The following is a 22,596-nucleotide window of genomic DNA, read 5'->3' on the forward strand; positions in this document are numbered from 1 at the left end:
TTCAGGGCGCGCAGCTCTTCACGGGGGCGACGCCGGTTTCGGGCGGGGTCGTCACGGGCGGAGTCGTGGGCGGCGTACCAGCACCGGGCAGGCCGGCGAAGCCGCCACCGCCGCTGCCGCCACCGCAGGCGGACAGGGCAGAGGCCACGATCAACATGGACAGCACGGGCACAAGGCGCGGGGCAAGGAATGGAATTCGCATGATGAAGATCTCTTGAGTCGTTCGTTGTGGGAGGTGAGCGGGGGACGGTTCAGGGCAGCAGCAACATCAGCGGCTGGCCCGACTTGAAGATGCTGGTGAGCTCGTCGGTGGTGAGCGCGCGGTTCCAGATGGCGAACTCGTTGAAGTCCATGGCGCCGCGCGGCGAGCTGGTCTCACGCTGGTAGTACTGGCCGGTGCCGTCTTCATTGAGGCCGATGCCGTTCTTCAGGCCGCCGAGCTGCGCGACCAGCGCGCTCGTGAGCGTGGTGTTCCCGGTCTGCATGGCGCGGGCCGAATCGAACACGTATCCGGTGAGCTTGAGGTTGGCCTTGTCGATCACGACCGCCACGTAGGCCCACTGGCCTGCGCTCAGGCCGTAGCCGTTGCTGTCGGCGCGGATGCCGCCACCGGCGCCCACGTTGAAGCGGATCTCGCAGCTGCCGAAGAGACCGATGGCCAGGCCCGCGTTCGCGCCGGTGGTGTAGTTCTTGTTGGCGAGCATCGAGGCGCCGTTGCTCACGCCCTGGCTGCATGTGGCGTCGGTGCGCACCCAGAAGCCGAGGGTGTAGGCGGTGACGGCCGGGTTGGTGGCCACGTCGGTGGTCTGCAGCAGGCGGTAGCCGGCCGAGCCGCTCGCGTTCTTCACCGTGCTGTCGACACGCAGCGCCTTGACCTTGTCGGGAAGCTTGAAACCGTCGTCGACCGATGTGCCGCCGTCGGCATCGGCCGCCCAAAGCGAGAGGGTGGAGGCGTTCCTCAGGTCAGCGGCCGGGAGCGTGTCCAGCGGGTAGTAGTTGACGAGGCCGTTCGCCAGCGTGGGCGCGAGCGTGGCGGGCTTCACGTAGGCGAGTTGCGCGGCGAGCGCGACGCTGGCTTCGCCGGCAACGACGGTGTATTGGTAGGTGTAGACGCCGTCCGCGTCGGCCACGATGGGGTCGGCGTACGCGGTCGAGCCCGCCGGCAGCGTGGCCACCAGCTTGCCGTCGCGCAGCACCTGCACCGGCGCCGTCGCAGCGCCCGCGAGCGTCCACGAGAGTTCGATGCTGTTCTTGTCCGCGCCCGCCTTGGCGAAGAGATTGCGCAGCGACGTGGCGGCCTGCAGCGCCTGTCCGTTGAAGTTGTAGGCCTCCCAGCTCGGAAGGGCGCCGAGGTGCCGCAGCACGGTCGGTGCGATGTCGGTCGCCGCGGCGAGCTGCAGCAGCGCGGTGTCCGCCGGTGCGGCGGTGCCTGTCCCGGGCAGGGCGGCCAGCGTCTTGTTGCTGGCGATGAAGATGGTCTTGTTGTCGATGGCCTGCAGGCCGGAGGCGGTGCCGAAGGCGTCCAGGCCGTGGCCGGTGGTGAGGATGACGAGCCAGTCTTCCTTTGCATCATTGGCCGTGCGCTGCGCGATGCGCGCGAGCAGCCGGCCGACGGCGGCCGAAGTGTCGGAAATCGCGCGCTGGTAGGCGCCGCTCTTCAGGCCGCTGTCGGCCGCCGCCGCTGGTGCGCCGTACTGCGCGACCGTCAGGTCGTAGCCGGCGTCGATGAACTGCGCGGTGCGCTCGGTGACGCAGGCATCGGCGCCCGCGCAATCGACGGCTCCGTCGACGGTGCCGCTCTCGTTGGCCAGCAACCGCGGATAGAGCGCATTGGCCGTGACCGATGCGGTCTTGTAGCCGGCCGCCTTGTTCTGCTTGGCGAGCGCGAAGATAGAAGGCGCGAGCTTCGCATCGATGCGCTGGTCGGCCGTGTCCCAGCGCACGCCGTGGCGCGTCACCCAGGTGCCCGTCAGCAGTGTGGCCCAGCCCGGGCCGTCGGTGGTGCGCTGTTCGCTCGGCGTGCCGTTGGCGCCGCCGGTCCATGCGGGCGCCACGCGCAGCGACTGCAATGCAGGCACCTTGTTCTGCGCCATCGCATCGCGCAATGCCGCATGGGTGAGGCCGTCGATCTCCACGACGAGCGCCTTCGGGCCGCTCTTGCCCTGGTTGGTACCGGATGCAGGCGGATTGCTACCGCCACCGTTGGCCGGCGGCACATTGACGAGGGGGAAGGAAGCACCGCCGCCACCACCACCGCCGCAAGCGGCAAGCGCGAGCGAGGTGGCGAGGGGCAGGAGCCAGCGCGCGAAATGCGCGGCGTGCGAAGGTGTGGTCGGGCGCATCGGAGGAAGCCGGTGTGTCTGTCTGTCGGAGGGATGGACGCCGGTGCGGCAAAAAAAAAGTGCCACGAGGGCACTGCGCACCGAACAGACAGCGAGGCTAAGAAGCGCGCGTTACGCCGCAATGAATGCGGGATGACAGAGCGAAGTCGTGCGCGTGACGACGCACGAAGCAACGCTCAAGAAAGCGGGGAGCTTCGTTCTGGAGATGCCGCGGAACCGGCGTTGCCGGGCCGCAGGCGTCGCTCCCCTGCAAGGGGCCGACGCCTGAGGGTCAGCCCTCGTTGCTGATCCCGCTCGACACATGCCCCGCAGGCACATGCCGCGAGGCCGCATCGACGTGACCTGTCTGGTCGTCGAAGAAGAAATCGGGCTCGAACTCGCGCAGAAACTCGCCCTTGGGCAGGCCGCCGAGGAACATCGCTTCATCAACGCGAATGTTCCAGTTCATCAGCGTGCGGATCGCGCGCTCGTGCGCCGGTGCGCTGCGCGCGGTAACCAGCGCGGTGCGGATGCGCATCTGCGCGTTGCCCGCCATCTGCAGGCGATGCAGCGCAGCCAGCAGCGGCTTGAACGGGCCGCCGGGCAGCGGCAGTTCGGCCTTGCTGAGTTCATGGGCCTGGAAGGCGTCGAGGCCCTCGGCCTGGAACACGCGCTCGGCCTCGTCGGAAAAGAGCACCGCGTCGCCGTCGAAGGCGATGCGCACTTCGTTCGGCCAGGCATCGCTCGCCTTCACCGATTCGACCAGCACGCGCGCGGCCGGAAAGCCCGCGACCAGTGCCTCGCGCACGTCCTGCGCATTGACGGAAAGGAAGAGGTGCGCGCGCAGCGGGCGCAGATAACCGAAGGGCGGGCGGCCCTGCGTGAACACGCCGCGCTGCAGCTTGATGTCGGCGGCCGCGCTCGACTTGAAGATGCGCATGCCCGAGACCGGATCGTTGCGCGAGAGGATCACCACCTCCACGCGCTGCACGCCGTCGTCGTTGAAGCGCAGCAACTTCCGGATCAGCGAGTACGCGATGCCGGGTGCGGCCGGCACGTCGAGCCGGTCGAGCTGCAGCTTCATGTAGCCCTCGTTGTCGCCGGCCTCGAAGATGCGGTTTTCTTCCTCCAGGTTGAAGAGCGCGCGCGAGGAAATCGCGACCACGAGTTTGTCTTCGAGAGTGACTGGCATGGTGGGAGGCAGTTCAGGTGGCGTCGTCAGGCGCGTCGTCGAGCGAGAAGTAGAGCGTATTCGACCAGTAGCCAAGGCCCAGATCGCGCAGCGGCGCTTCGATGCTCTCCTGCGAGGGCGTGAAGACGCGGTCCCAGAAGCTCTTTTTCTTCGGCGCCAGCTGAGCCAGGGCCGTCTCGACCTCCGCATCAATGTTCTGCACACCCTGCAGCAGGCTCGCGGCCTGCGTATCGAGCGGCGTGTCGTCCATGCCGAGAACCTCGGCGCACTCCAGAAAGATGTAGCCGTTGCGGTCGGCGTGGCGGTTCAGGAAATCGAGCGCCTGGTCGCGCATCGGTGCGATGGCGGGGTGGTCGATGCGGGCCAGGAACTGCGCGAGCCGGTCGATGCCCGCGCCGGCGCGGCCCACGAGCGCGGTGGGTTCGGGTATGGACCAGATCAGCGAACGGCAGCGTTGCACATCGGCCGACACCAGCAGCCGGTAGACCAGCGGGATGTTGTACTTGCACTCCGAGAGGCCCTTGAGCTGTTTCGGATCGTTCCCCGCAGCGTCCGCGCCCGGAACGAAGGGGCTTGCGAACAGGTAGCTCCGGTTGGCCATGGCGCAGCTCCCGCTATTTGACGAACTGGTTCAGCTGGATGATCGGCAGCATCACGGCCAGCACGATCAGCATCACCACGCCGCCCATCGCCACGATGAGCAGCGGCTCGAGGATGGTCGCCAGGTGCATCGCGCGGCGCTGCACTTCGGCGCCCAGCTGGTTGGCCGCGCGCTGCAGCATCAGCGGCAGGGTGCCGGTCTGCTCGCCCAGGCGCGCGAACATCGACACGAGGCCGGGAAAGCGCTTCTTCTGCGCGAGCGCCGAAGCGAGCGGCGCGCCTTCGCGCACCAGCACCAGCGCGTCGAGCGCATCGGCGCGCATCGCGCGGTTGCTGAGCGTTTCGGCGGCCGCCTGCAGCGCACGCAGGATCGGCACGCCGGCGGTCGCCAGCATCGCGAGCGTGCTGGCGAAACGCGCTGCGTTGTATCCACGCGCGAGCTTGCCGACCAACGGCAGCTTGAGCCAGGCCGCATCGAACTTGAGGCGGAAGGCCTCCTGCGCCAGCGCCACCCGCACGCCGATGGCGAAGAGCACGACGCCGCCCAGCATCCACCAGCCGTAGTTGCGCACGCCCGCACTCAGCGAGAGCATCACGGTGGTGAGAAAAGGCAGCGAGCGCTTGGTGCCCGCGAACACCTGCGCCACCTGCGGCACCACGTAGCTCACGAGAAAGATCACGATCACGATCGCCACCAGCGTGACGATGGCCGGGTACAGCGCCGCGCCGACCAGCTTCTGCTGCAGCGCCTGGCGTTCTTCCAGGTCGTCGGCCAGCCGGTCGAGCACGAGGCCGAGGTTGCCGCTCTGCTCGCCGGCACCGATCACCGCGGTGTAGATGGGCGAGAACTCGCGCGAGTGCGCCGACAGCGCGCGCGCGAAGGGCGAGCCCGCATTGACTTCGGCACGCAGCGAGGCGACAAGGTTGCGTTGCGGCTCGGACTCGGCTTCGTCGGTGAGCGCCGTGAGCGCGCGTTCGAGCGGCAGGCCCGACGAGACGAGGCCCGCGAGCTGGCGCGTCCACACCGCGAGGCCAGTCGAGTTGAAGACACGCTTGCCGCCGCCCAGCCAGCGCGAAAGGCTGCTGCGCTGCCCGGTGCCGTTGATGTGGTCGCTGCCGACCGGCTTGACCGACAGCGGAATCAGCGCCTGCGCGCGCAGCAGGCTGCGTGCGCTGCGCGCGGTGTCGGCTTCCAGCACGCCTTCGCGCGACTGGCCGCTGGCGTCGATGGCTTCGAAGGAATAGGCGGGCATGGCGGGCGCTGGTCGCTAATCGCGTGTCACGCGCAGCAGTTCTGCGCGCGAAGTGATGCCGGCCTGCACCAGCCGTTCGCCGTCTTCGCGCATCAGGCGCAGGCCGCCGAGCGCGCCGGCCTTGAGCAGTTCGCTCTCGGCGGCCTTGCTGTGGATGAGGCCCTGCACGGTTTCATCGGCCACCAGCAATTCGAAGATGCCGGTGCGGCCCTGGTAGCCCGTTTGCCCGCAGACATCGCAGCCCGCGCCCGCGCAACTCGTGCAGACCTTGCGCACGAGGCGCTGCGCGAGCACGCCCAGAAGCGATGAACTCAAGAGGAAAGGCTCGACACCCATGTCGGTGAGGCGTGTGACGGCGCTGACCGAGTCGTTGGTGTGCAGCGTCGCGAGCACCAGGTGGCCGGTGAGCGAGGCCTGGATGGCGATCTGCGCGGTCTCGAAGTCGCGGATTTCGCCGATCATGATCACGTCCGGGTCTTGCCGGAGGATGGCGCGCAGGGCCTTCGCGAAAGTCAGCTCGATCTTCGCGTTGATCTGCGTCTGGCCCACGCCCGGCAGCTCGTACTCGATGGGGTCTTCCACCGTCATGATGTTGCTGCGGCTCGCATCGAGCCGGGCCAGCGCGGCATACAGCGTGGTGGTCTTGCCCGAGCCGGTCGGCCCGGTCACCAGGATGATGCCGTGCGGCTGCGTGATGAGCTTTTCGAAGCGCTGCAGCGTGTCGCCCAGCATGCCCACCGATTCGAGAGTGAGCTTCGATTCGCTCTTGTCCAGGAGGCGCAGCACGGCGCGTTCGCCGTGCGCGCTCGGCAGCGTGGAGACGCGCACGTCGACCGCACGCGTGCCGATGCGCAGGCTGATGCGCCCGTCCTGCGGCAGCCGCTTCTCGGAGATGTCGAGGTCGGCCATGATCTTCAGGCGCGAGATCAGCGCGGCGTGCAGCGCGCGGTTGGGCTGCACCACTTCGCGCAGCGTGCCGTCGATGCGAAAGCGCACGGACGAGGTGCGCTCGTAGGGCTCGATGTGGATGTCGCTCGCGCCGTCGCGCGCGGCCTGCGTGAGCAGCGCGTTGAGCATGCGGATGATGGGCGCGTCGCCCGCGCTGGCCAGCAAGTCTTCAACCGCCGGCAGCTCCTGCATCATGCGCGAGAGGTCGGCGTCGTTCTGCACTTCGCTCACGACCGCGGCGGCGCTCGATTCGCCCTGCGAATAGGCCGCGCTGATGCGCTGCGCGAGCGGTGCATCGGCCAGCACCTCGAAGGCCTGCACGCTGTACTTGCGCGCCACTTCGCCGACCGCGCTGCGCGCGGGGTGGTCCGACATCCACAGCGTGTAGCGGCCGTCGTCGGCCTCTTCGAGAAGGAGTTGCTGGCTGCGTGCGAACGCGTAGGGAAGCGGGTAGCGCATGGACATCAAGGCATTTCGCGCGAGGAGACCGGGTCGGCCGTCGGCGGCAGGGCGCCGCGCAGGGGGCTCGGTGCGAGCTTGCGGGTGTCGGCCAAAGGCTGCGGCGGCGGAATGAGCTGCGTGCCCTCCATGCGGGTGCTGCCGTTGCCGCTGTTGTTCGAGCGCTGCAGCGCCGCTTCGGGCAGCACCGGGGCGGCGTTCACGCCGCGCAGCATCACGTTGTCGGTGTTGGGCTGCACCTGCAGCTGCTGTCCGCGGATCTCGTCGTAGCGGTCGTAGGCAAAGGCTTCGGTCGAGGCGCCATCGCGCATTACCGCCGGGCGCAGGAACATCATGAGGTTGCTCTTGTTGCGCGTGCGGTTCTCGTTCTTGAACAGGTTGCCCAGCACCGGGATGTCGCCGGCCAGCGGGATCTTCTCGATGTTGTTGTTGTAGGTGTCCGACAGCAGCCCGCCCAGCATCACCAGGCCGCCGTCTTCCACCAGCACGCTCGATTCGATCGAGCGCTTGTTGGTGGTCGGGCCGTTGGGGTTGGCCAGCGAGTTCTGGTCGACCGTCGAGGTCTCCTGGAAGATCGTCATGCGCACCGTGCCGTTCTCGTTGATGGTCGGGCGCACGCGCAGGGTGAGGCCCACGTCCTTGCGCTCCACGGTGGTGAACGGGTTCACGCCCACCGAGCCCGAGGTGCTCGCGTACGAACCGGTGGGAAAGGGCACGTTCTGGCCGATGATGATCTTGGCCTCTTCGTTGTCCAGCGTCAGCAGGTTGGGCGTCGAGAGCACGTTGGCATCGCCGTCGCTGTTGAAGAAGTTGGCGATGGCGCCCAGGATGTACTGGCCACCGATCTTGCCGGCAATGCCCAGGTTCAGCCCCGGCTGGATCGAGGAGGCCAGACCCGCGGGGTTGCGGGTGGCCAAAGCCTGCGTGAGGGCCAGGATGTTGTTCCTGTTGAGGCTGGAGTTGGTGCCGATGACCGCGTTGTTGCCCAGCGCGCTCTGCCACTGCACGCCGAAGTTCGCCGCCTTGTTGGCGCTGACCTCGACGATCAGCGCTTCGATCATCACCTGGGCGCGTCGGCCGTCGAGCTTGTCGATCACCGCGCGCATCTGCCGGTACTGCGGCTCGGGGGCCGTGATGATCAGCGAGTTGGTCGACGGGTCGGCCTGGATCTGTCCGCCGGTGGACGGCTGGTTGGCGTTGTTGAGCGGTGCGTTGGCGGCGGCCGAGCCGCTTTGGCCGTTGCTGCCGCCCATGCTGCTCTGGTTGTTCTGCTGGAAGCTGGCCTGTTGCGGCGCTGGGCTGCTGCCGCCGCCCGCAGCACCGGGCGTACCCGGCGTCGCCTGCTGGTTCGCCGCCATCGCGGCGCGCAGCGTGGCCGCGAGGCGCACCGCATCGGCGTTCTTCAGGTAGACCACATAGATGTTGCCGGCCGCGCCGTTGCTGCTCTCCGCGGGCGGACGATCGAGCTTCTCGACCAGCGTGCGAATCAGTTGCGCGCGCGCCGGATTGGCGGCACGCAGGATCAGCGAATTGCTGCGCGGATCGGCCAGCAGCGTGGTGCGGAACGACGCATCGACCGCGCCCGGCGCAGCACCCGGTGCAGCGCCCGAACCGCTGCCGTCGACCAGCCGCTGCACCAGCGGCAGCAGGTCGCTGGCCACCGAATGCTTGAGCTGGATGATCTCGATGTCCGACGCATTGGGCACGTCGAGCGCCGCGATGATGCGCGCAAGGCGGCGCATGTTGTCGGCGTAGTCGGTGATCACGAGCGAGTTGTTGCCCGGATTCACATTGATGGTGTTGTTCGGCGGAATCAGCGGGCGCAGCACCGGCAGCAGGCTGTTGGGCGACTCGTAGTTGAGGCGGAAGATCTGCGTGACGATCTGGTTGCTGCCCGACGACGAGGTCGCGCCGATCGAGGTGTTCACGGTGCTGCTCTGCAGCTTGGCGTCGGCCTCGGGCACGACCTTGTAGAGGCCGTCGGCTTCCACCACCGCAAAGCCCTGCAGCCGCAGCGCCGAGGCGAACTGGTTGAAGGCGGCGGCCGGCTGGATGGCGCGGTCGGTCACCAGGTTCATCGTGCCCTTGACGCGCGGATCGACCACCACGTCGCGTCCGGTGACCACCGCCATGGTGCGGGCCACGGCCTCGATGTCGGCGTTGGAGAAGTTGAGCGTGATCGGCTCGCCGCGGCGCGGCGCATCGCCCTGCGCGAAGGCGGGCGGCAGCACCTGCAGGAAGGACGCCGCAATCAGCAGGCGCGCTGCGAGCGCGACGATGCCGAGGCGGGCGCCGGGCGTGGACAGTGGCTTCATCATGGTCAACCCAGGGTGATGATCGAACGCGCGTTGTCGCGCCGTCCGATGATGTTCAACAAATTGGAAAGAGCGTCTTCGCGGCCGGCCGCGGCACTGGCTTCGCCGTTGAAGCGGAAGGCGGTGCCGTTCCAGCTGCCGCTGCCGTTCAGTTGCAGGCTGCCTTCGCGCGTGCTCAGCAGGAGCGTGGGGCTGTTGCCGCCTTCGAGCGAGAGCCGGTAGCTGCCCATCGGCTTGAGGGTCGACAGGCTGGAAGAAACATCGGTGGCGTCGAGCGTGGCCTGGCCCGCGATGCGCAGCACCGGGCCGTCCCACTGCAGCGAGAAGGCCTTGGTGGAAAGGTCGAGCGCGCCATCGAGCTTCAGCGTGTTCCACGGCGCGCCGAGGCCGGTGAGCATGGTGGCGGGCCAGCGCGAGCGGCCGTCCTGCCAGTCGAGCAGCACGCCGTTGCCGCGCGGGCTGGCCTTGAGTTCGAGCGGACGCGGAGCGCAGCAGGGCAGGTCGAGCGAGGCGAAGACGCCGCTGAAGCTCGGGCGCAGGCGCCAGTGCAGGAGGCCGGGCAGCGAAACGGCTTGCGCGCTGCCGGTGCCGCTGGCGAACACCACCGCAGCCGCGCCATTCCACACGGTGCCGCGCGGATTGACCAGCAACAGCCGGCCCTGGGTCCAGTTCGACAGCGCCGAGGCGAGCCAGCGCGCGGGTGCGAACAGCACCACCGCCAGCAGCGCGCCGATCAGGATGCCGAGGAGGGCCCAGCGCCAGCCGCGCCGCGGCTTGGGCTCGGAGAGCGCGGAAAGCGGAGGGCGCGTCACCATGCCGGGCTGTCTGTTCACCGGGGGGCGGGCAACGCCATCACGACGGTGCCCTCCCAGCGGACCTGCGGAAGCTGCGGCGCGTCCTTGTCCTTGTTGCCGGGCGCCGGCGGGGTGGCGGGCGCGCGCGTGAGGTGCACTTCGCGCGGCACCGCATGCGCATTGCCGCGCGCCTGCGCGAGCCACTGGGCGACCGTGCTGGCGGGCGTGGCGCGCAGCGTGACGGTGGCGCCGTCGCCGCCTGCCGTCATGAGCTGCGCGTTGTTGACGCCCAGGCCCTCGCGCACCGAAGTTTCGAGTGAGCGCAGCGCCTCGTCGCGGGCGAGCCGGGGTTGCGACTGCAGCGCCTTCGCGCGGTTCTGCAAGGTGGCCATCTGCTGGAGTTGCGCATCGAGCTGCGCGTGTTCGGCCGGTGCCGTGGCCAGCGTGCGAAACGCGGGAGCGAGCGCAATCCACCAGAGCAAGGCCAGTGCCACGAGCGCGATGGCGCCGCCGACCATCTGGCGCTCGCGCATCGCGAGGGCAGCCCAGCGGGCCTTGAGTTGTTCGCTGAAGTTCATCGGGGAGTGGTCTCGGCCTGCACGAGCAGCAGATCGCCCTCGGTGCGCACGTTGTAGCCGCGCGGCGCCATCGCGCCGGTGATCTGCGAGACCTCCGACGGCTGCAGCCCGAGGCCGCGCAGGCGCAGCTGGCCGTTGGTGTAGTCCACGGCCGAAGGCGTGCGGCCGAGCGGGAGGTTGGTGGCGAGCGCGCCGACCATGGGTTCGAAATCGGTCGCGGCCACGTCGCCCACGGCCTGCTGCAGCGCCGCGACTTCGCGCGTCATCTGCAGTTGCGGGTCGATCACGATCTTCACCGAGGGAAAGGTCTGGGTGAGGATGGTCTTGGCGGCCTGGCGCTTGGATTCGAGCGCGCCGCGCTCCTTCCAGGCCCAGGCGTTGAGGCCGATCACTTGCGTCAGCAGCAGCACGACGACGCCCCAGCGCGCGGCGCGCCATTCGGGCGCATAGCGCAGCGTCTGCAGCACGGAGGCGAACTTCTTGCCGGCGCGCGCGCGGCCGGTGGCGGCGAGATCGAACTGCGCGAGCTCCCACGGCGTGCGTGCGGCGTTGAGCCAGCGCTGCGGCGCCTTCACGATCGGCACGCGGCGCTCCAGCAGGCGCTCGGCCGCTTCGGCGACCGCGGGCTCGGTCGTGATGACGGCGGTGTCGAGCGGCAGGCTGCCCGACAGCGCGAGCCCGGCGCCGGCCAGCGGCAGCGAGACCACGCCATCGGCATCGCAGACGGTGAGCTGCGGCGCTTCGGGTTCGCCGGTGATCTGCAGCAGCGGCGGGCCGTCGGCGGCCTGCGGTGCGAATTCGGGGACGATGCGCACGACGCGGCGCCCGGCCGCTTCGAGCCCCTGCACGATGCTGCGCAGCCAGATGCGGTTGCATGCGGCCACCCACACGGGGGCGCCGGCCTTCGCGTCGGGCTCGAGCGCGAAGTGCAGGGCCTCGGGGTCGTCGAGCAGGTGTTCTTCGAGCAGGCCGTCGAGCACGGCGCGCAGTTTCGACGCGCTGCCCATGCTGCCCTTGGGCAGCGTGACGCGGTGCCACGACAGCGCCGCAGAAGGAATGCCGAGCGTGACTTCGCTGCCCGAGGGCAACAGCGCCAGCAGCGCACGGCCCTGGTCGCGCAATGCAATGCCGTCGTCGCCGGCCTGGGCCCAGTCGTACTCACCCGCGGCGTCGGCCGGAGGCAGTGGGGCAATGAGCAGCAGCGGAGTCATGGAGGTGGTCGGAAAAGCCGGTGATTGTAGGAGGGCGTCTGACAGTCAATTGCTATTATTTGAATAGCGTAGTTGACAGATGTGACGGGCGTTATAAGGCTTTTTGATCAATATATGTAAACAGCACTCAGGGTTTAGCCGGAGTCGTTGTTGCGCCGGCGCCGCGGGTGCGCCAGACCGTCGTCACCGTGACACCGTTGCGTTGCAGGAGCGAGTGCTCCTCGACCCAGGTGCGGTCCAGGCGCAGGCGCCCGTAGACCTCGAAAAACTGGGTGCCCACGCCGTGCTGGGTGGCGTTGAAGCGGGAGCCTTCGCTGGGCAGCCCCTGATTGGCCTCGTCGATGGTCTTGAAGTAGGAGCGGGTGCGCTTCTCCACCAATTGCCGCGCGGTGGCGATCGGCAGGTTTTCCAGGCTGGCGCTGATGGCCTCGGCGCTCGCCGTGTTGAGGTTGAGCGTGGTGCGCACCGGCAGGATCGTCACGTAGGGCTCGATGGCCGCGGCGGTCGATGGCGAAAGCCCGAGCCACACCAGTTGCGACACCTCCTGCGGCATCAGGGGCGCATTGCCCGCATCGCCGCCGCCGGAGGCTTCGTCGGTGCCGGTGGACAGCGTCCTCACGAGCCCGGTCGTCATCTGGCTGAGCTCCGAGGCCGGCAGGCCCAGCAGGTTGAAGAGCCGGGTGAAGGTGGCCACGCCGGCCGGCACCGGCTTGCCCGCATCGACCAGCGACAGCACGTTGAGCTTGGACTGCGCATCGACGATGCGGCCCGAGAGAAAGGCGTCGGGCAGGCCGTCGAGGTTGTCGCTCGACACGTTCTTGTCGGCCGACAGGAAGCTGGTGAGCCGCGCTTCCTCGAGCGGCACCGCCCAGGGTTCGCCCAGGTGGTCGGGGCCGCCGGCGCGGCCGTCTTCGGCGAGGATCAGCCGCGACCAGTCGAGCGCGCCGATCAGCACCCAGGCCGCCTGCACACGCGCGCGCTCGGCGCCTTCGACTTCGGCCGCGCGCCATTGCTGCCACAGCGCGGCAGCGGAGAAGGTGGCGACGAGCATGACCGTCAGCATCGCCGCGAGCAGCGCGGCGCCGGACTGGCGGCGCGCACGTCGCCCGAGTCCCGAAGTGCGCCGCGTCATGACTTCGCGCCCCCCACGATCGGCTTGACCCAATCGCGCGTGAGCGTGCCCGACAGCCCGTCGCCCGGCGGCAGGCTGATCACCAGGCGCACGCCATCGGGCATGTTGACGATCGGGCCCGCAGCGGGGCTGGCCGGGTTGGCGGGATTGGGCGGCGTGGTGGGTGCCGTGGGCAGCGAACCCGCGGGCGTCCAGTTGTTGTCGCGAAAGTAATAGAGCTGCCAGCCGCTGGCGGGCATCAGCACCACGTCGTTGTAGCCGCCTTGTGCGCCGCCGCCCTGCGCCCAGGAGGCCGCGAGGTTCCAGGCCTGCTGCCATTCGCCGCGCGTGGTGAAGGCCTGCGACTGCCAGCGCTGCCAGCGCGGGCCCTCGGCGCCCGGCCGCAGGGTCCAGGCCACCACCAGCATGGCGGGCGCCGTCGGATCGCTGCTGCGGCGCGTGAGCCGCAGCACGTTGCCGTCCCAGTCGATCGGGCGGGTCTGCGCGATCGAGGTCACCGCATCGAGGTCGGCGCCCCATTGGGCGAGCGTGGCCTGCAGGGTCAGGATGGCGTCGGCGCGCTGCTGGTTCTGCGTGGTGGCGCGCGACATGCTGTCCAGCCCGCGCCAGCTCACGAGCGAGAGCAGCGCCATCACCGAGATGGCGACGAGCAGTTCGATCAGCGTGAAGCCGTGCGACGTCTTCTGCTTCGTCTTCGTCATCAGAAGCGGCCGACCACGGTCGAGATGCGCAGGATTGGCGAGTTGACCTCGTCGCGCACCTGCACATCGACCCGCCGGAAATTCGGATTGAGCGTGGGCACTGTCGAGGTCGTCACGTTGAACGACGCGCCTGCCTGCACGCAGATGGAGCCCGAGTCGCCCACGGCCGGCATCTGGCGCGAGAGGCGGGCCTTGGCGAGTTCGTTTTCGGCGCACAGGTCGGCCAGCACGAGGTCGGACTGGCGCTGCGCATTGCGCGTGAGCGACATCGTGGCCTGCGAGCCCGCGGCCAGCGCGAGCGCGACGATGCCCAGCGCGATCAGCACTTCGATCAGCGTGAAGCCGCTGCAGGCCCATGCCCTTGTTCCACGCCGCAGTCTCATGGCACGGGGAAGACGGTGAACGGGCGCAGGCCGTCGGTGGCGATGCGCAGCGAGCGCGCAGGCGGACCGGCGGAATAGAGCGTGATCTGCTGCGCCGCGATGATCGGATCGGGGCCGAGTTGCAGCGCCGGAACCAGCGTGCCGTTGCCCAGCGCGGCCTGGGCGGTGATGCCTTCGGCGACCCAGCCGCTCGGGATCGCATCGGCAGGGAGGCCATCGAAGACGAAGCTGCCTTCGACGGGGCGCCACCGCACGGCGACGCCGCTGGCCCGCGACTGGGCGCGGGCGGATTCGAGGAGCGCGGCGAGCCGGTCGGCTTCGCGATCGAGCTTGGCCGCGTTGGTGTCGCGCATGGCAAAACTCACGCTGGCGGTGGCGATCGCGATGATCGCGATCACGATGATCAGCTCGAGCAGCGTGAAGCCGCGCGCCGTGCTGGCCTTGCTGCTATTGCCAGCTGCCGATATCGGCATTCTTGCCCTCGCCGCCGTTCTGACCATCGGCGCCGAACGAGAGCACGTCGATTTCGCCCTTGATGCCCGGGTTCATGTACTGGTAGGGATGGCCCCAGGGGTCATTGGGCAGCTTCTCGACGTAGGGCTTCCAGTTCGGGGCGGCCGGGCCGACGGTCGGGCGCGTCAGCAGCGACTGCAGGCCCTGCTCGGCGGTCGGGTAGCGCTGGTTGTCCAGGCGGTAGAGCTTGAGCGCCTGCATCAGGTTGTTGATGTCGGTGCGGGCGGCCGTCACGCGGGCGTCGTCGGCACGCTCGATCACGTTCGGCACGATCAGCGCGGCAAGCACGCCGATGATGACCAGCACCACCATCAGTTCGATCAGCGTGAAGCCGCGCTGGGCGGTCCGGGAAGCGGCACGAAGGAATTTGTTCATAGGTTGGGCGACATGATTCGGAAAGCGCGCTGCATGATAATCCGCGCCCATGACAAGTCCTTACTCCGCTGCCCGCTGGCATGCCCCACTTGCAACGACGGGGCTTTGGGCGCTGGCCGCTGGCGCCGCGGTGTTCTGGGCCTTGCGCCTGTCGTCGCCGGCCGATGCCGTGGCCGCCGCGGCCGCGATGCCCCGGCCCTCGGTCACGGCGGATGCCGAGGCGGTCGGACGATTGCTCGGCGTGGTCTCCGCGCAGGCAGCAGCACCCGCAGCCCCCGAAGCGGCCAGCCGCTTCGCGCTGGTGGGCGTGGTGGCCGATCCGTCGAACCAAGGTGCTGCGCTGATCGCCATCGACGGCAAGCCGCCCAAGCCGTTTCGCGTCGGTTCGCGCGTTGGCGACAACTACGTGCTGCAGTCGGTGGGCGTGCGCGCGGCGACGCTCGGCGCGCAGGCCGACGGACCACCGGCGTTCACGCTGCAACTTCCGGTGCGTGCGCCGATCAGCGTGGGGCTGCCGCCGCCGCCGATCTCCGGCGTGTCGCCAATGCCGGCGCCGGCTCAGCCACCCGCGCAAAGGTCGACCGGGATGTTGCCGTCCACCATGCCCGCCGTGGTGATGCCGCCCCCGACCGAGGCCGCGCAACAACCGCAGGGACAGGCGCCAGTCGCTGCGCAATAGCGGGTGCAGCGCCCCTGAAAAAGCCGGCTTCGCGCCGGCTTTTTCGTTGTTTGCGAAGGTCGCGCCTCAGGCTTGCAGGAATAACCGGTAGGCCGGATTGGCCGTTTCCTCGACGTAGGGATAGCCGAGGTTTTCGAGGAACGCATCGAAGGCCGCAGCGTCGCCGGCCGGCACCTGCAGACCGACCAGGATGCGTCCGTAGTCGGCGCCCTGGTTGCGGTAGTGGAAGAGGCTGATGTTCCAGTTCGGCCGCATCAGGCTCAGGAACTTGAGCAGCGCGCCGGGACGCTCGGGGAACACGAAGCGCAGCAGGCGCTCGTCGTGCGCGAGGCCGGTGCGCCCGCCGACGAGGTGCCGCAGATGCTCCTTGGCGAGCTCGTCGTGCGTGAGGTCGAGCGCGTCGAAACCGTGGTCGATGAAACTGCGCGCGATGGTGGCCGATTCGCCGCGCGTCGATGTCGTGAGGCCGACGAACACGTGCGCCTTGGCCGCGTCGCTGATGCGGTAGTTGAACTCGGTCACGTTGCGCAATGCGCCGCCGGCCGCTCCTGGTTCGCCTGCATCGCCCGCCGGCAGTTCGCCGACCAGTTCGCAGAAGCGGCGGAAGCTGCCGCGTTCTTCGGGAATCGTGACGGCGAAGAGCGCCTCGCGTTCCTCACCGACCTCGGCGCGCTCGGCCACGAAGCGCAATCGATCGAAGTTCATGTTGGCGCCGCAAAGGATTGCTGCGTAGGTTTCTCCGCGGCGGCCGTGCTCGGCCACGTACTGCTTGATTGCCGCCACGGCCAACGCGCCGGCGGGTTCGACGATGCTGCGCGTGTCGACGAAGACGTCCTTGATGGCGGCGCAAACGGCATCGGTATCGACGGCGATGTATTCGTCGACCAGTTCGCTGGCGATGCGGAAGGTTTCTTCGCCGACCAGCTTGACGGCGGTGCCGTCGGAGAACAGGCCCACGTCCGGTAGGTTCACGCGCTGGCGGGCTGCGACCGATTGCATCATTGCGTCGGAGTCGTTCATCTGAACGCCGATCACCTTGATCTCGGGACGCACGGCCTTGATGTAGTTGGCCACGCCGGAAATCAATCCACCGCCGCCGATCGCGACGAAGACCGCATCGAGTGGGCCTTGGTGTTGGCGCAGGATTTCCATCGCGATGGTGCCCTGGCCTGCGATGACGTCCGGGTCGTCGAAGGGGTGGACGAAGGTCAGGTTCTCTTGCTTCTGCAATTCGAGCGCGCGCAGATAGGCATCGGAATAGCTGTCGCCGTGCAAGACGATTTCGCCACCGAAACCGCGCACTGCATCGATCTTCAATTTGGGCGTCGTTACGGGCATGACGATCACTGCGCGCGTGCCGAGCTTTCGCGCGCCGAGTGCAACGCCTTGCGCATGATTGCCGGCAGATGCGCAGATCACGCCGCTTGCTAATTGCGCCGCGCTCAAATGCGCCATCTTGTTGTATGCGCCGCGAAGTTTGAAGCTGAATACCGGTTGCTGGTCTTCGCGCTTAAGCAATACGGTGCAACTCAAACGTTCGCTGAGTGCGCGCGCCTTCTCGAGCGCGGACTCGACGGCGACGTCGTACACCCGGGCGTTGAGAATTTTTCTGAGATAGTCGGCGGGCGTCAATTGCGCCGGTACAGGTGCTTGGCGCACAATTTTTTCCAAGGGAGTTTTCATTTGTTTACCAATGATAAATGGTATCGAGATTGCATGCGAGGTATGACATGGACACAAATGTCATAAACCTCTTCAATAGTGTGGCGGCCGCAAATGATTCTGGATTTTTTGCGCGCACCTATCCTGCAATTCATACGCCTGCAAATGAAATTACTTTTGAGCAAAATTTGTTAACGGTTTTTGTCAGTGACCTTTCGAAGGGACTGATGCAAGCAGAAGCGGGGCGCGTGCAACGAGGAGAAATCGGACGCGCCACATGGCAAGTGATGGGCAACAGATTGCGTGCGCACATCGTTCCGCTGCTGGGAAATTTGCCCGCCCAATCGTTTGCAACGTCCGATGCGCAGCGACTGATCGATCGCCTTGGCGAACAGGGTTTCACCAGCACGACGATCGCGCAGTACTTGGTGCTGTTGCGCAAGGTCGTGATGCACGGCGTGCACACCGGCGTGCTGCGCGAGGCCCCGCCGTTTCCCAAGGTCAAGGTGCGCAGCCAGCCGCGTGGAAGCTTCAGTGTTTCTGAATACCGGACCATCGTGGCGACCGCGCGCAGCTTGCGCGGACATTCGCATCCGGTGCTCGACAGACTGAACTCGGGCGAGCGCTTCTGGATTGCGCGTGAACTTCTCGTGATGCCGAACGAGTTGCCCTGGCTGATTCGCTGGATGGTGAACACCTTCGTGCGTCCCAGCGACATCAAGCTCATGAAGCACAAGCACATCGAGATCGTGCGGGGTAAGCACGTCTATCTGCGAATGAATCTGCCCGAGACCAAGCGGCACAGCCAGCCGATCGTGAGCTTGCGTCCGGCGGTCCGGGTCTATGAATGTCTGCTCGCTCGTCGCCGCGAACATGGGTTCGGCACGGCAGAGGACTATATTTTTCTGCCTCAGTTGAAGAATCGAGAGCACGCTCTTGCGGTGCTCAACTTCTTCTTTCATTGGGTGCTCGAGAAGACTGGTCTTGAAAAGGGGCCTTTGGGCCAATCGAGAACTCTCTATTGCCTGCGGCATACCGCGATTACGCTGCGGCTCTTGTATGGGCAAGGCATCGACATGCTGACCTTGGCTCGCAATGCGCGGACAAGCGTCAACATGGTCGAGCGTTTCTACGCATCGGTGCTGAGCGGAGAAATGAATGTGGGGCTGCTGCAAAGCAGGCGCGGCCGAGTGAGTTGAGAAAAGACGAAAAGCCGCCCGACGTGAGTCGGGCGACTTTTTCTGATTCGAACTGGCGTGAGCCAGCATCGGGATCAAATCGGAATCAGAAGGCGTGACGGATGCCGAAGTCGTAGCCGGTCGAGGTCTTCGGGGTGAAGCCGCCAGCAGTCACGAAATTCGGGCCGCCGACGGTCAGAGCTGCATTGTTCTTGTTGCTCACGCGAGCAATCGTGGCGTACAGAGCCGTACGCTTCGACAGGTTATGCACGTAGCCGATTGCCAGCTTGTTGGCTTTCTTGTCTTCCGGCAGCACTGCGGGCGGGTTCGCGACCAAGTTCTCGTCGTACGTGACGCGCGAGTACGAAGCGCGGATCAGGCCAGCACCAACCGGCACGGTCACGCCGAGCAGGTAACCAGTAAGATCAATGTCAGGACGGCCGGCAAGCGTGGGCGTCACTTCGTAGTCGAGCTTGTTCTTGGCGCGCGACACTTCACCGAACAGCTTCACGGAACCGAAGTCGTACGAAGCGCCGAGGTTGAGGGTGTCGACCTTGTTGGTGATGCCAGCGTAGTACTGGTCGCCGACGGTGCTGCTGCCATAAGCGATTGCAACGTCCAGGGGGCCGTTTGCGTAGCCGAAGCGGCCACCGACGTAACGACCCTGACGCGAGTTGTTTTCAACTGGAGGCGTGGCGCGGCCAGGACTGTACTTGGTCTTTTCGCCGAACGCGTACTGCAGTTGACCGTAGAACCCGCCAAGGTTTGGCGGCAGGAAGTAGCCGATGGTGTTGCTGGAACGAGCGTAATTACCGCCGCTCACATTGGTTGCCAAGGCGATGTTCGGGAATTGCTCGGCGAAAGCCTTGTTGCTTGCGGCGATGCCAGCGAATCCGCCGAAAGAGTTGCTGGCCGTCGAGATCAAGTTGGTGCCAACGCCGTTGGTGCCGAACGGATCGAACACGGTGTCGTTCCAGAACGTCGCGGTGTAGTCGCGACCCAGGCGGATTTCACCGAAACCACCCGACAAGCTCACGGTCGAGCGACGAGCGAAGGTGGCAACGCCTTCAGAGCCGTCATCGTTCTTGATGGGGGCTTCGAGCCAGAAGCTGGCTGCCAGCCCGCCACCGAGGTCTTCCGTACCACGGAAGCCCAAACGGCTGCCGTTGTAGCCCGAGTTAGCCAGTTCACGGCGGCTTGCCTTGATGCTGCCTCTGTTCACATAGAAGGGGTTGTACGAGGTGGGCACGCCCTGTGCGTTGTACGTGAAGCCATTGTTTTGGTCACGCGAGGTGGACGAGTAGCCGCTGACCGACGCGTCGACCACACCGAAAAGCGTGACGGACGACTGAGCCGAGGCAACACCGGCAACAGCCAGGGCAGCCAGAGCAGTTGCCCTTTCGGAGCGAAAACTAGAGTGGGAATGCCGGTCGCGCCGGCCGATCGGGAAAGAAAAAAGCCCCGAGCTTTTCAGCTCGGGGCTAAATCCACCAATTGGAAGGGTGGAGGAGACAACTGTGGGCGCAAACGTATGCGCGATGAAATAAAGTATATCGACTGTTTGTTGCGTTGCAACAAGCGAGTGATGCTTTTCCCACACAAATCCGATGCCAACGTGCGTTTTTGCCGGGCATCCTGACTGGAATCCGAAGAATCATGGAATGCACAGTGAGTTGGACCGGCGACGCCGGAACGCGTTCGGCCATGGGCTTTGTCGCCGAGACCGGCAGCGGCCATGTCCTGATGATGGACGGCGCACCCGACGCGGCCAAGCCGGAGAACGGCGGCCAGAACCTTGCCGCGAGGCCGATGGAGACGGTGCTGGCTGGTACCGGCGGCTGCACCGCCTATGACGTCGTGCTGATATTGAAAAGAGGTCGCCATCGCGTCGAGCGTTGCAGCGTCAAGCTCACCAGCGAGCGCGCGGAGAAGGATCCCAAGGTCTTCACCAAGATCCACATGCATTTCACGGTGGCCGGCAAGGCGATCCCCGCCTCTGCGGTGGAGCGCGCAATTGCGCTGAGCCACGAGACCTATTGCTCGGCCAGCATCATGCTGGCGAAGACGGCCGAGATCACCACAAGCTTCGATCTGATCGAAACCTGAGGCTGGGAGCGTTCTAGATCCGATGCGCCACGGTGGTCATCACGCGTGAGGCCAGACGCATCAGAGCCTTGACCGGCGGCGGGAGTTCTGCGGCGCCGGCATCGACGGCCTGCGCTGCATGGCGCGCCTCGTCGGACTTCATTTGCTCGACCACGGCCCGGGAGGCGCTGTCGGATAACGGGAGCCGGTCCAGATGGCTGTCGAGATGAGCCTCCACCTGACGCTCGGTTTCGGCCACGAAACCCAGGCTCCAAGGATCCCCCAGGCGGCCGGCAACGAGGCCAAGACCGAAAGCCCCGGCATACCAGAGCGGATTCAACAACGAAGGGCGATCGCCCAACTCGTCCAAGCGCTGCCGGGTCCAAGCCAGGTGATCGGTCTCTTCGTGCGCAGCTTCCAGAAATTGAGCGCGAAGGCCTGGATCGCGCGCCACGGCGGCCTGGGCCGTGTAAAGCGCCTGTGCACAGACTTCCCCGACATGGTTGACGCGCATGAGCGCGCCGGCCCGGCGGCGCTCCTTCTCGTCCATCTCGCCAGCAGCCTGGGGTGGAGTGGGCGTGGCCCGCGTTGCATGAGGGCGGGCAAAAAGGGTGCGCAGCGCCGCATCTGTGGCGGCGAGAACAGGGTCAAGCGAGAGCGTCATTCGACTATTTGAACGCACCTAAAAAGCGCTGCAAAAAGTTACGTTCTTGTTCCGCATTGTGGTGCGCCAGACGGACTAAGTCCTTTGTTGCAGGACTGCAACGAAACGCCCGAGCCATCAGAGATTTCGGGCGATTTGTTTTGCCCTGCCGCAGCGGCTCTGGTGCAATAGCAACAACTTCCCAAAAGGAGGTTGGCCCGGGGTCCGGTGGGAGCACAAAGTGCCAGTCACGGTGAGCCCTTCGCACCGGAGCCCTATGTTTAACCTTGGAGAAACTTGCAATGAAAAAATCTCTAGTTGCTCTGGCTGCCCTGGCTGTTGCCGGTGTTGCCTCGGCTCAGTCGTCCGTCACGCTTTTCGGTGTGGTCGACGCGTCGATCAGCGGCTACTCGTCCACCTCGCGTGACCTGAACGGTGCCACCTTCCTGAACCCGTTCTACGTGAACCAAGGCAGCGTCAAGCGGAGCCAGCGTGTTCTGGCCAACTCGGGCTACAACTCCAGCCGTCTGGGCTTCCGTGGTACGGAAGACCTCGGTGGTGGCCTGGCAGCCAGCTTCTGGCTCGAAGCCCCGATCACCAATGACAACGGCCAAGAAGGTGTTGCAACGTTCGCACGTCGCTCGACCGTCAGCCTGTCGGGTGGTTTCGGTGAAATCCGCCTGGGTCGCGACTACACCCCGACGTTCTGGAACGACACCGTGTTCGATCCGTTCGGCACCAACGGCGTTGGCACCAACCTGATCTCGACGGCCAATGGCTCGTTCGGCGCTTTCGGTACCCCCGCTGCGTCGACCGCTGGTTTCACCAACGTTGGCAACAGCAACTACGTTCGCGCCAGCAACACCGTCGGCTACTTCCTGCCGCCGAACCTGGGTGGTTTCTACGGTCAAGTGATGTACGGCTTCAGCGAGAAGACCAAGTACAGCCCTGGCCTGTCGACGCCTGACGTCGAGAACAGCCAGCGTCAAGGCCGTTACGTCGGTGGCCGCTTCGGCTACGCAAACGGTCCTCTGGACGTTGCAGTGGCTTATGGCAGCAGCACCGTTGGCGACGACTACTACCTCGGCACGACCAGCAAGGTCAACACGTTCAACGTGGGCGCTTCGTATGACTTCGGTCCCGTGAAGCTCTTCGGTGAAATCTCGCAAGCCAAGAACAAGACCGACTTCGAGAACCAGGACTTCTTCGCCACCAACACCGACACGAAGCTCAAGGGCTACCTGATCGGCGTGACGGTGCCGGTGGGTGCTGGCCTGATCCGCGCTTCGTACTCGAGCGTCAAGTACGACTTGAACCAGACCGTTGGCCTGTTCGACGTGGCTGATCCTGATCCGAAGGCAAACAAGATCGCCGTCGGCTACGTGCACAACCTGTCGAAGCGCACGGCCCTGTACGCAACGATCGCTCGCGTCAGCAACAAGAACGGTGCAAACCTGACGGTTGGCGGCCCTGCTTTCCTGAGCAACGGCACGTTCACCCCGAAGAACTCGACCGGCTACGACTTCGGTATCCGTCACGCTTTCTGATTTGACGCTGGCGTAAGCCAGCCTCGA

General features: G+C 66.3%; 22 protein-coding genes. 4 read left to right on the forward strand and 18 right to left on the reverse strand.

Annotated features, from left to right (window positions below):
• Position 1: 1 nt before the first annotated feature.
• The 15 genes from VARPA_RS30455 to gspG all read right to left on the reverse strand — a co-directional run bounded on the left by VARPA_RS30455 (position 2) and on the right by gspG (position 14,775).
• A complete protein-coding gene (locus VARPA_RS30455) occupies positions 2-202 on the reverse strand; it encodes a hypothetical protein (RefSeq protein WP_013539613.1) in 201 nt (66 codons plus the stop codon).
• Positions 203-251: 49 nt separating this feature from the next.
• On the reverse strand, positions 252-2,342 hold the full coding sequence (locus VARPA_RS05735) for a LamG-like jellyroll fold domain-containing protein (RefSeq protein WP_013539614.1): 2,091 nt from the start codon (positions 2,340-2,342) through the stop codon (positions 252-254).
• A 271-nt stretch (positions 2,343-2,613) separates the two neighbouring features.
• Positions 2,614-3,513 carry a 5'-nucleotidase gene (locus tag VARPA_RS05740; RefSeq protein ID WP_013539615.1) on the reverse strand — a complete coding sequence of 300 codons (900 nt, stop codon included), beginning with the start codon at positions 3,511-3,513 and terminating at the stop codon, positions 2,614-2,616.
• 13 nt (positions 3,514-3,526) lie between these two features.
• Positions 3,527-4,114 carry a hypothetical protein gene (locus VARPA_RS05745; protein ID WP_013539616.1) on the reverse strand — a complete coding sequence of 196 codons (588 nt, stop codon included), beginning with the start codon at positions 4,112-4,114 and terminating at the stop codon, positions 3,527-3,529.
• 13 nt (positions 4,115-4,127) lie between these two features.
• A complete protein-coding gene (gspF, locus tag VARPA_RS05750; RefSeq protein ID WP_013539617.1) occupies positions 4,128-5,366 on the reverse strand; it encodes a type II secretion system inner membrane protein GspF in 1,239 nt (412 codons plus the stop codon).
• Between the two features lie 15 nt (positions 5,367-5,381).
• Positions 5,382-6,773 carry a GspE/PulE family protein gene (locus tag VARPA_RS05755; RefSeq protein ID WP_041943347.1) on the reverse strand — a complete coding sequence of 464 codons (1,392 nt, stop codon included), beginning with the start codon at positions 6,771-6,773 and terminating at the stop codon, positions 5,382-5,384.
• Positions 6,774-6,778: 5 nt separating this feature from the next.
• Positions 6,779-9,091, reverse strand: coding sequence for a type II secretion system secretin GspD (gene gspD, locus VARPA_RS05760; RefSeq protein ID WP_013539619.1), 2,313 nt, complete (start codon positions 9,089-9,091; stop codon positions 6,779-6,781).
• A gap of 2 nt (positions 9,092-9,093) precedes the next feature.
• Positions 9,094-9,903: a type II secretion system protein N gene (gspN, locus tag VARPA_RS05765; RefSeq protein ID WP_013539620.1), complete on the reverse strand. Its 810-nt coding sequence runs from the start codon at positions 9,901-9,903 to the stop codon at positions 9,094-9,096.
• Positions 9,904-9,917: 14 nt separating this feature from the next.
• A complete protein-coding gene (gspM, locus tag VARPA_RS05770) occupies positions 9,918-10,460 on the reverse strand; it encodes a type II secretion system protein GspM (RefSeq protein ID WP_013539621.1) in 543 nt (180 codons plus the stop codon).
• Positions 10,457-11,671 carry a type II secretion system protein GspL gene (gene gspL, locus VARPA_RS05775; RefSeq protein ID WP_013539622.1) on the reverse strand — a complete coding sequence of 405 codons (1,215 nt, stop codon included), beginning with the start codon at positions 11,669-11,671 and terminating at the stop codon, positions 10,457-10,459. The genes gspM and gspL overlap by 4 nt, the downstream gene beginning before the upstream one ends.
• A 127-nt stretch (positions 11,672-11,798) precedes the next feature.
• A complete protein-coding gene (gene gspK, locus VARPA_RS05780; RefSeq protein ID WP_013539623.1) occupies positions 11,799-12,803 on the reverse strand; it encodes a type II secretion system minor pseudopilin GspK in 1,005 nt (334 codons plus the stop codon).
• Positions 12,800-13,504: a PulJ/GspJ family protein gene (locus VARPA_RS05785; RefSeq protein WP_013539624.1), complete on the reverse strand. Its 705-nt coding sequence runs from the start codon at positions 13,502-13,504 to the stop codon at positions 12,800-12,802. Before VARPA_RS05785 ends, gspK begins: the two co-directional genes overlap by 4 nt.
• Positions 13,504-13,887 carry a type II secretion system minor pseudopilin GspI gene (gspI, locus tag VARPA_RS05790; protein WP_013539625.1) on the reverse strand — a complete coding sequence of 128 codons (384 nt, stop codon included), beginning with the start codon at positions 13,885-13,887 and terminating at the stop codon, positions 13,504-13,506. Before gspI ends, VARPA_RS05785 begins: the two co-directional genes overlap by 1 nt.
• Entirely contained in the window at positions 13,884-14,360 is a 477-nt protein-coding gene (locus VARPA_RS05795) for a prepilin-type N-terminal cleavage/methylation domain-containing protein (RefSeq protein WP_013539626.1), read from the reverse strand. The genes gspI and VARPA_RS05795 overlap by 4 nt, the downstream gene beginning before the upstream one ends.
• Positions 14,335-14,775 carry a type II secretion system major pseudopilin GspG gene (gspG, locus tag VARPA_RS05800; protein WP_013539627.1) on the reverse strand — a complete coding sequence of 147 codons (441 nt, stop codon included), beginning with the start codon at positions 14,773-14,775 and terminating at the stop codon, positions 14,335-14,337. Before gspG ends, VARPA_RS05795 begins: the two co-directional genes overlap by 26 nt.
• 49 nt (positions 14,776-14,824) lie before the next feature.
• Here gspG and VARPA_RS05805 point away from each other — a divergent pair, with 49 nt between their 5' ends.
• The gene (locus VARPA_RS05805; protein WP_013539628.1) at positions 14,825-15,454 is read left to right on the forward strand and encodes a type II secretion system protein N; all 630 of its coding nucleotides are present in this window, start codon (positions 14,825-14,827) and stop codon (positions 15,452-15,454) included.
• 66 nt (positions 15,455-15,520) lie between these two features.
• Here VARPA_RS05805 and ilvA read toward each other — a convergent pair whose 3' ends face one another.
• Positions 15,521-17,137: a threonine ammonia-lyase, biosynthetic gene (gene ilvA / locus VARPA_RS05810; protein WP_013539629.1), complete on the reverse strand. Its 1,617-nt coding sequence runs from the start codon at positions 17,135-17,137 to the stop codon at positions 15,521-15,523.
• 47 nt (positions 17,138-17,184) lie between these two features.
• On the opposite strand from ilvA, the gene VARPA_RS05815 reads away from it, so the two are divergent.
• A complete protein-coding gene (locus tag VARPA_RS05815) occupies positions 17,185-18,315 on the forward strand; it encodes a hypothetical protein (protein WP_013539630.1) in 1,131 nt (376 codons plus the stop codon).
• An 85-nt stretch (positions 18,316-18,400) separates the two neighbouring features.
• On the opposite strand, the gene VARPA_RS05820 is transcribed toward VARPA_RS05815, so the two are convergent.
• Positions 18,401-19,681: a porin gene (locus tag VARPA_RS05820; protein ID WP_049794502.1), complete on the reverse strand. Its 1,281-nt coding sequence runs from the start codon at positions 19,679-19,681 to the stop codon at positions 18,401-18,403.
• 269 nt (positions 19,682-19,950) lie between these two features.
• Here VARPA_RS05820 and VARPA_RS05825 point away from each other — a divergent pair, with 269 nt between their 5' ends.
• Entirely contained in the window at positions 19,951-20,400 is a 450-nt protein-coding gene (locus VARPA_RS05825; RefSeq protein ID WP_013539632.1) for an OsmC family protein, read from the forward strand.
• Positions 20,401-20,413: 13 nt separating this feature from the next.
• Here the strand turns inward: VARPA_RS05825 and coq7 are convergent, their stop codons facing one another.
• Positions 20,414-21,043, reverse strand: coding sequence for a 2-polyprenyl-3-methyl-6-methoxy-1,4-benzoquinone monooxygenase (gene coq7, locus VARPA_RS05830; RefSeq protein WP_013539633.1), 630 nt, complete (start codon positions 21,041-21,043; stop codon positions 20,414-20,416).
• A 281-nt stretch (positions 21,044-21,324) separates the two neighbouring features.
• Here coq7 and VARPA_RS05835 point away from each other — a divergent pair, with 281 nt between their 5' ends.
• Positions 21,325-22,569 (forward strand): porin, encoded by a 1,245-nt coding sequence (locus VARPA_RS05835; protein ID WP_013539634.1) that lies wholly within the window; start codon positions 21,325-21,327, stop codon positions 22,567-22,569.
• The last annotated feature ends 27 nt before the right edge of the window (positions 22,570-22,596 follow it).

Source organism: Variovorax paradoxus EPS, from assembly GCF_000184745.1.
GTDB lineage: Bacteria > Pseudomonadota > Gammaproteobacteria > Burkholderiales > Burkholderiaceae_C > Variovorax > Variovorax paradoxus_C.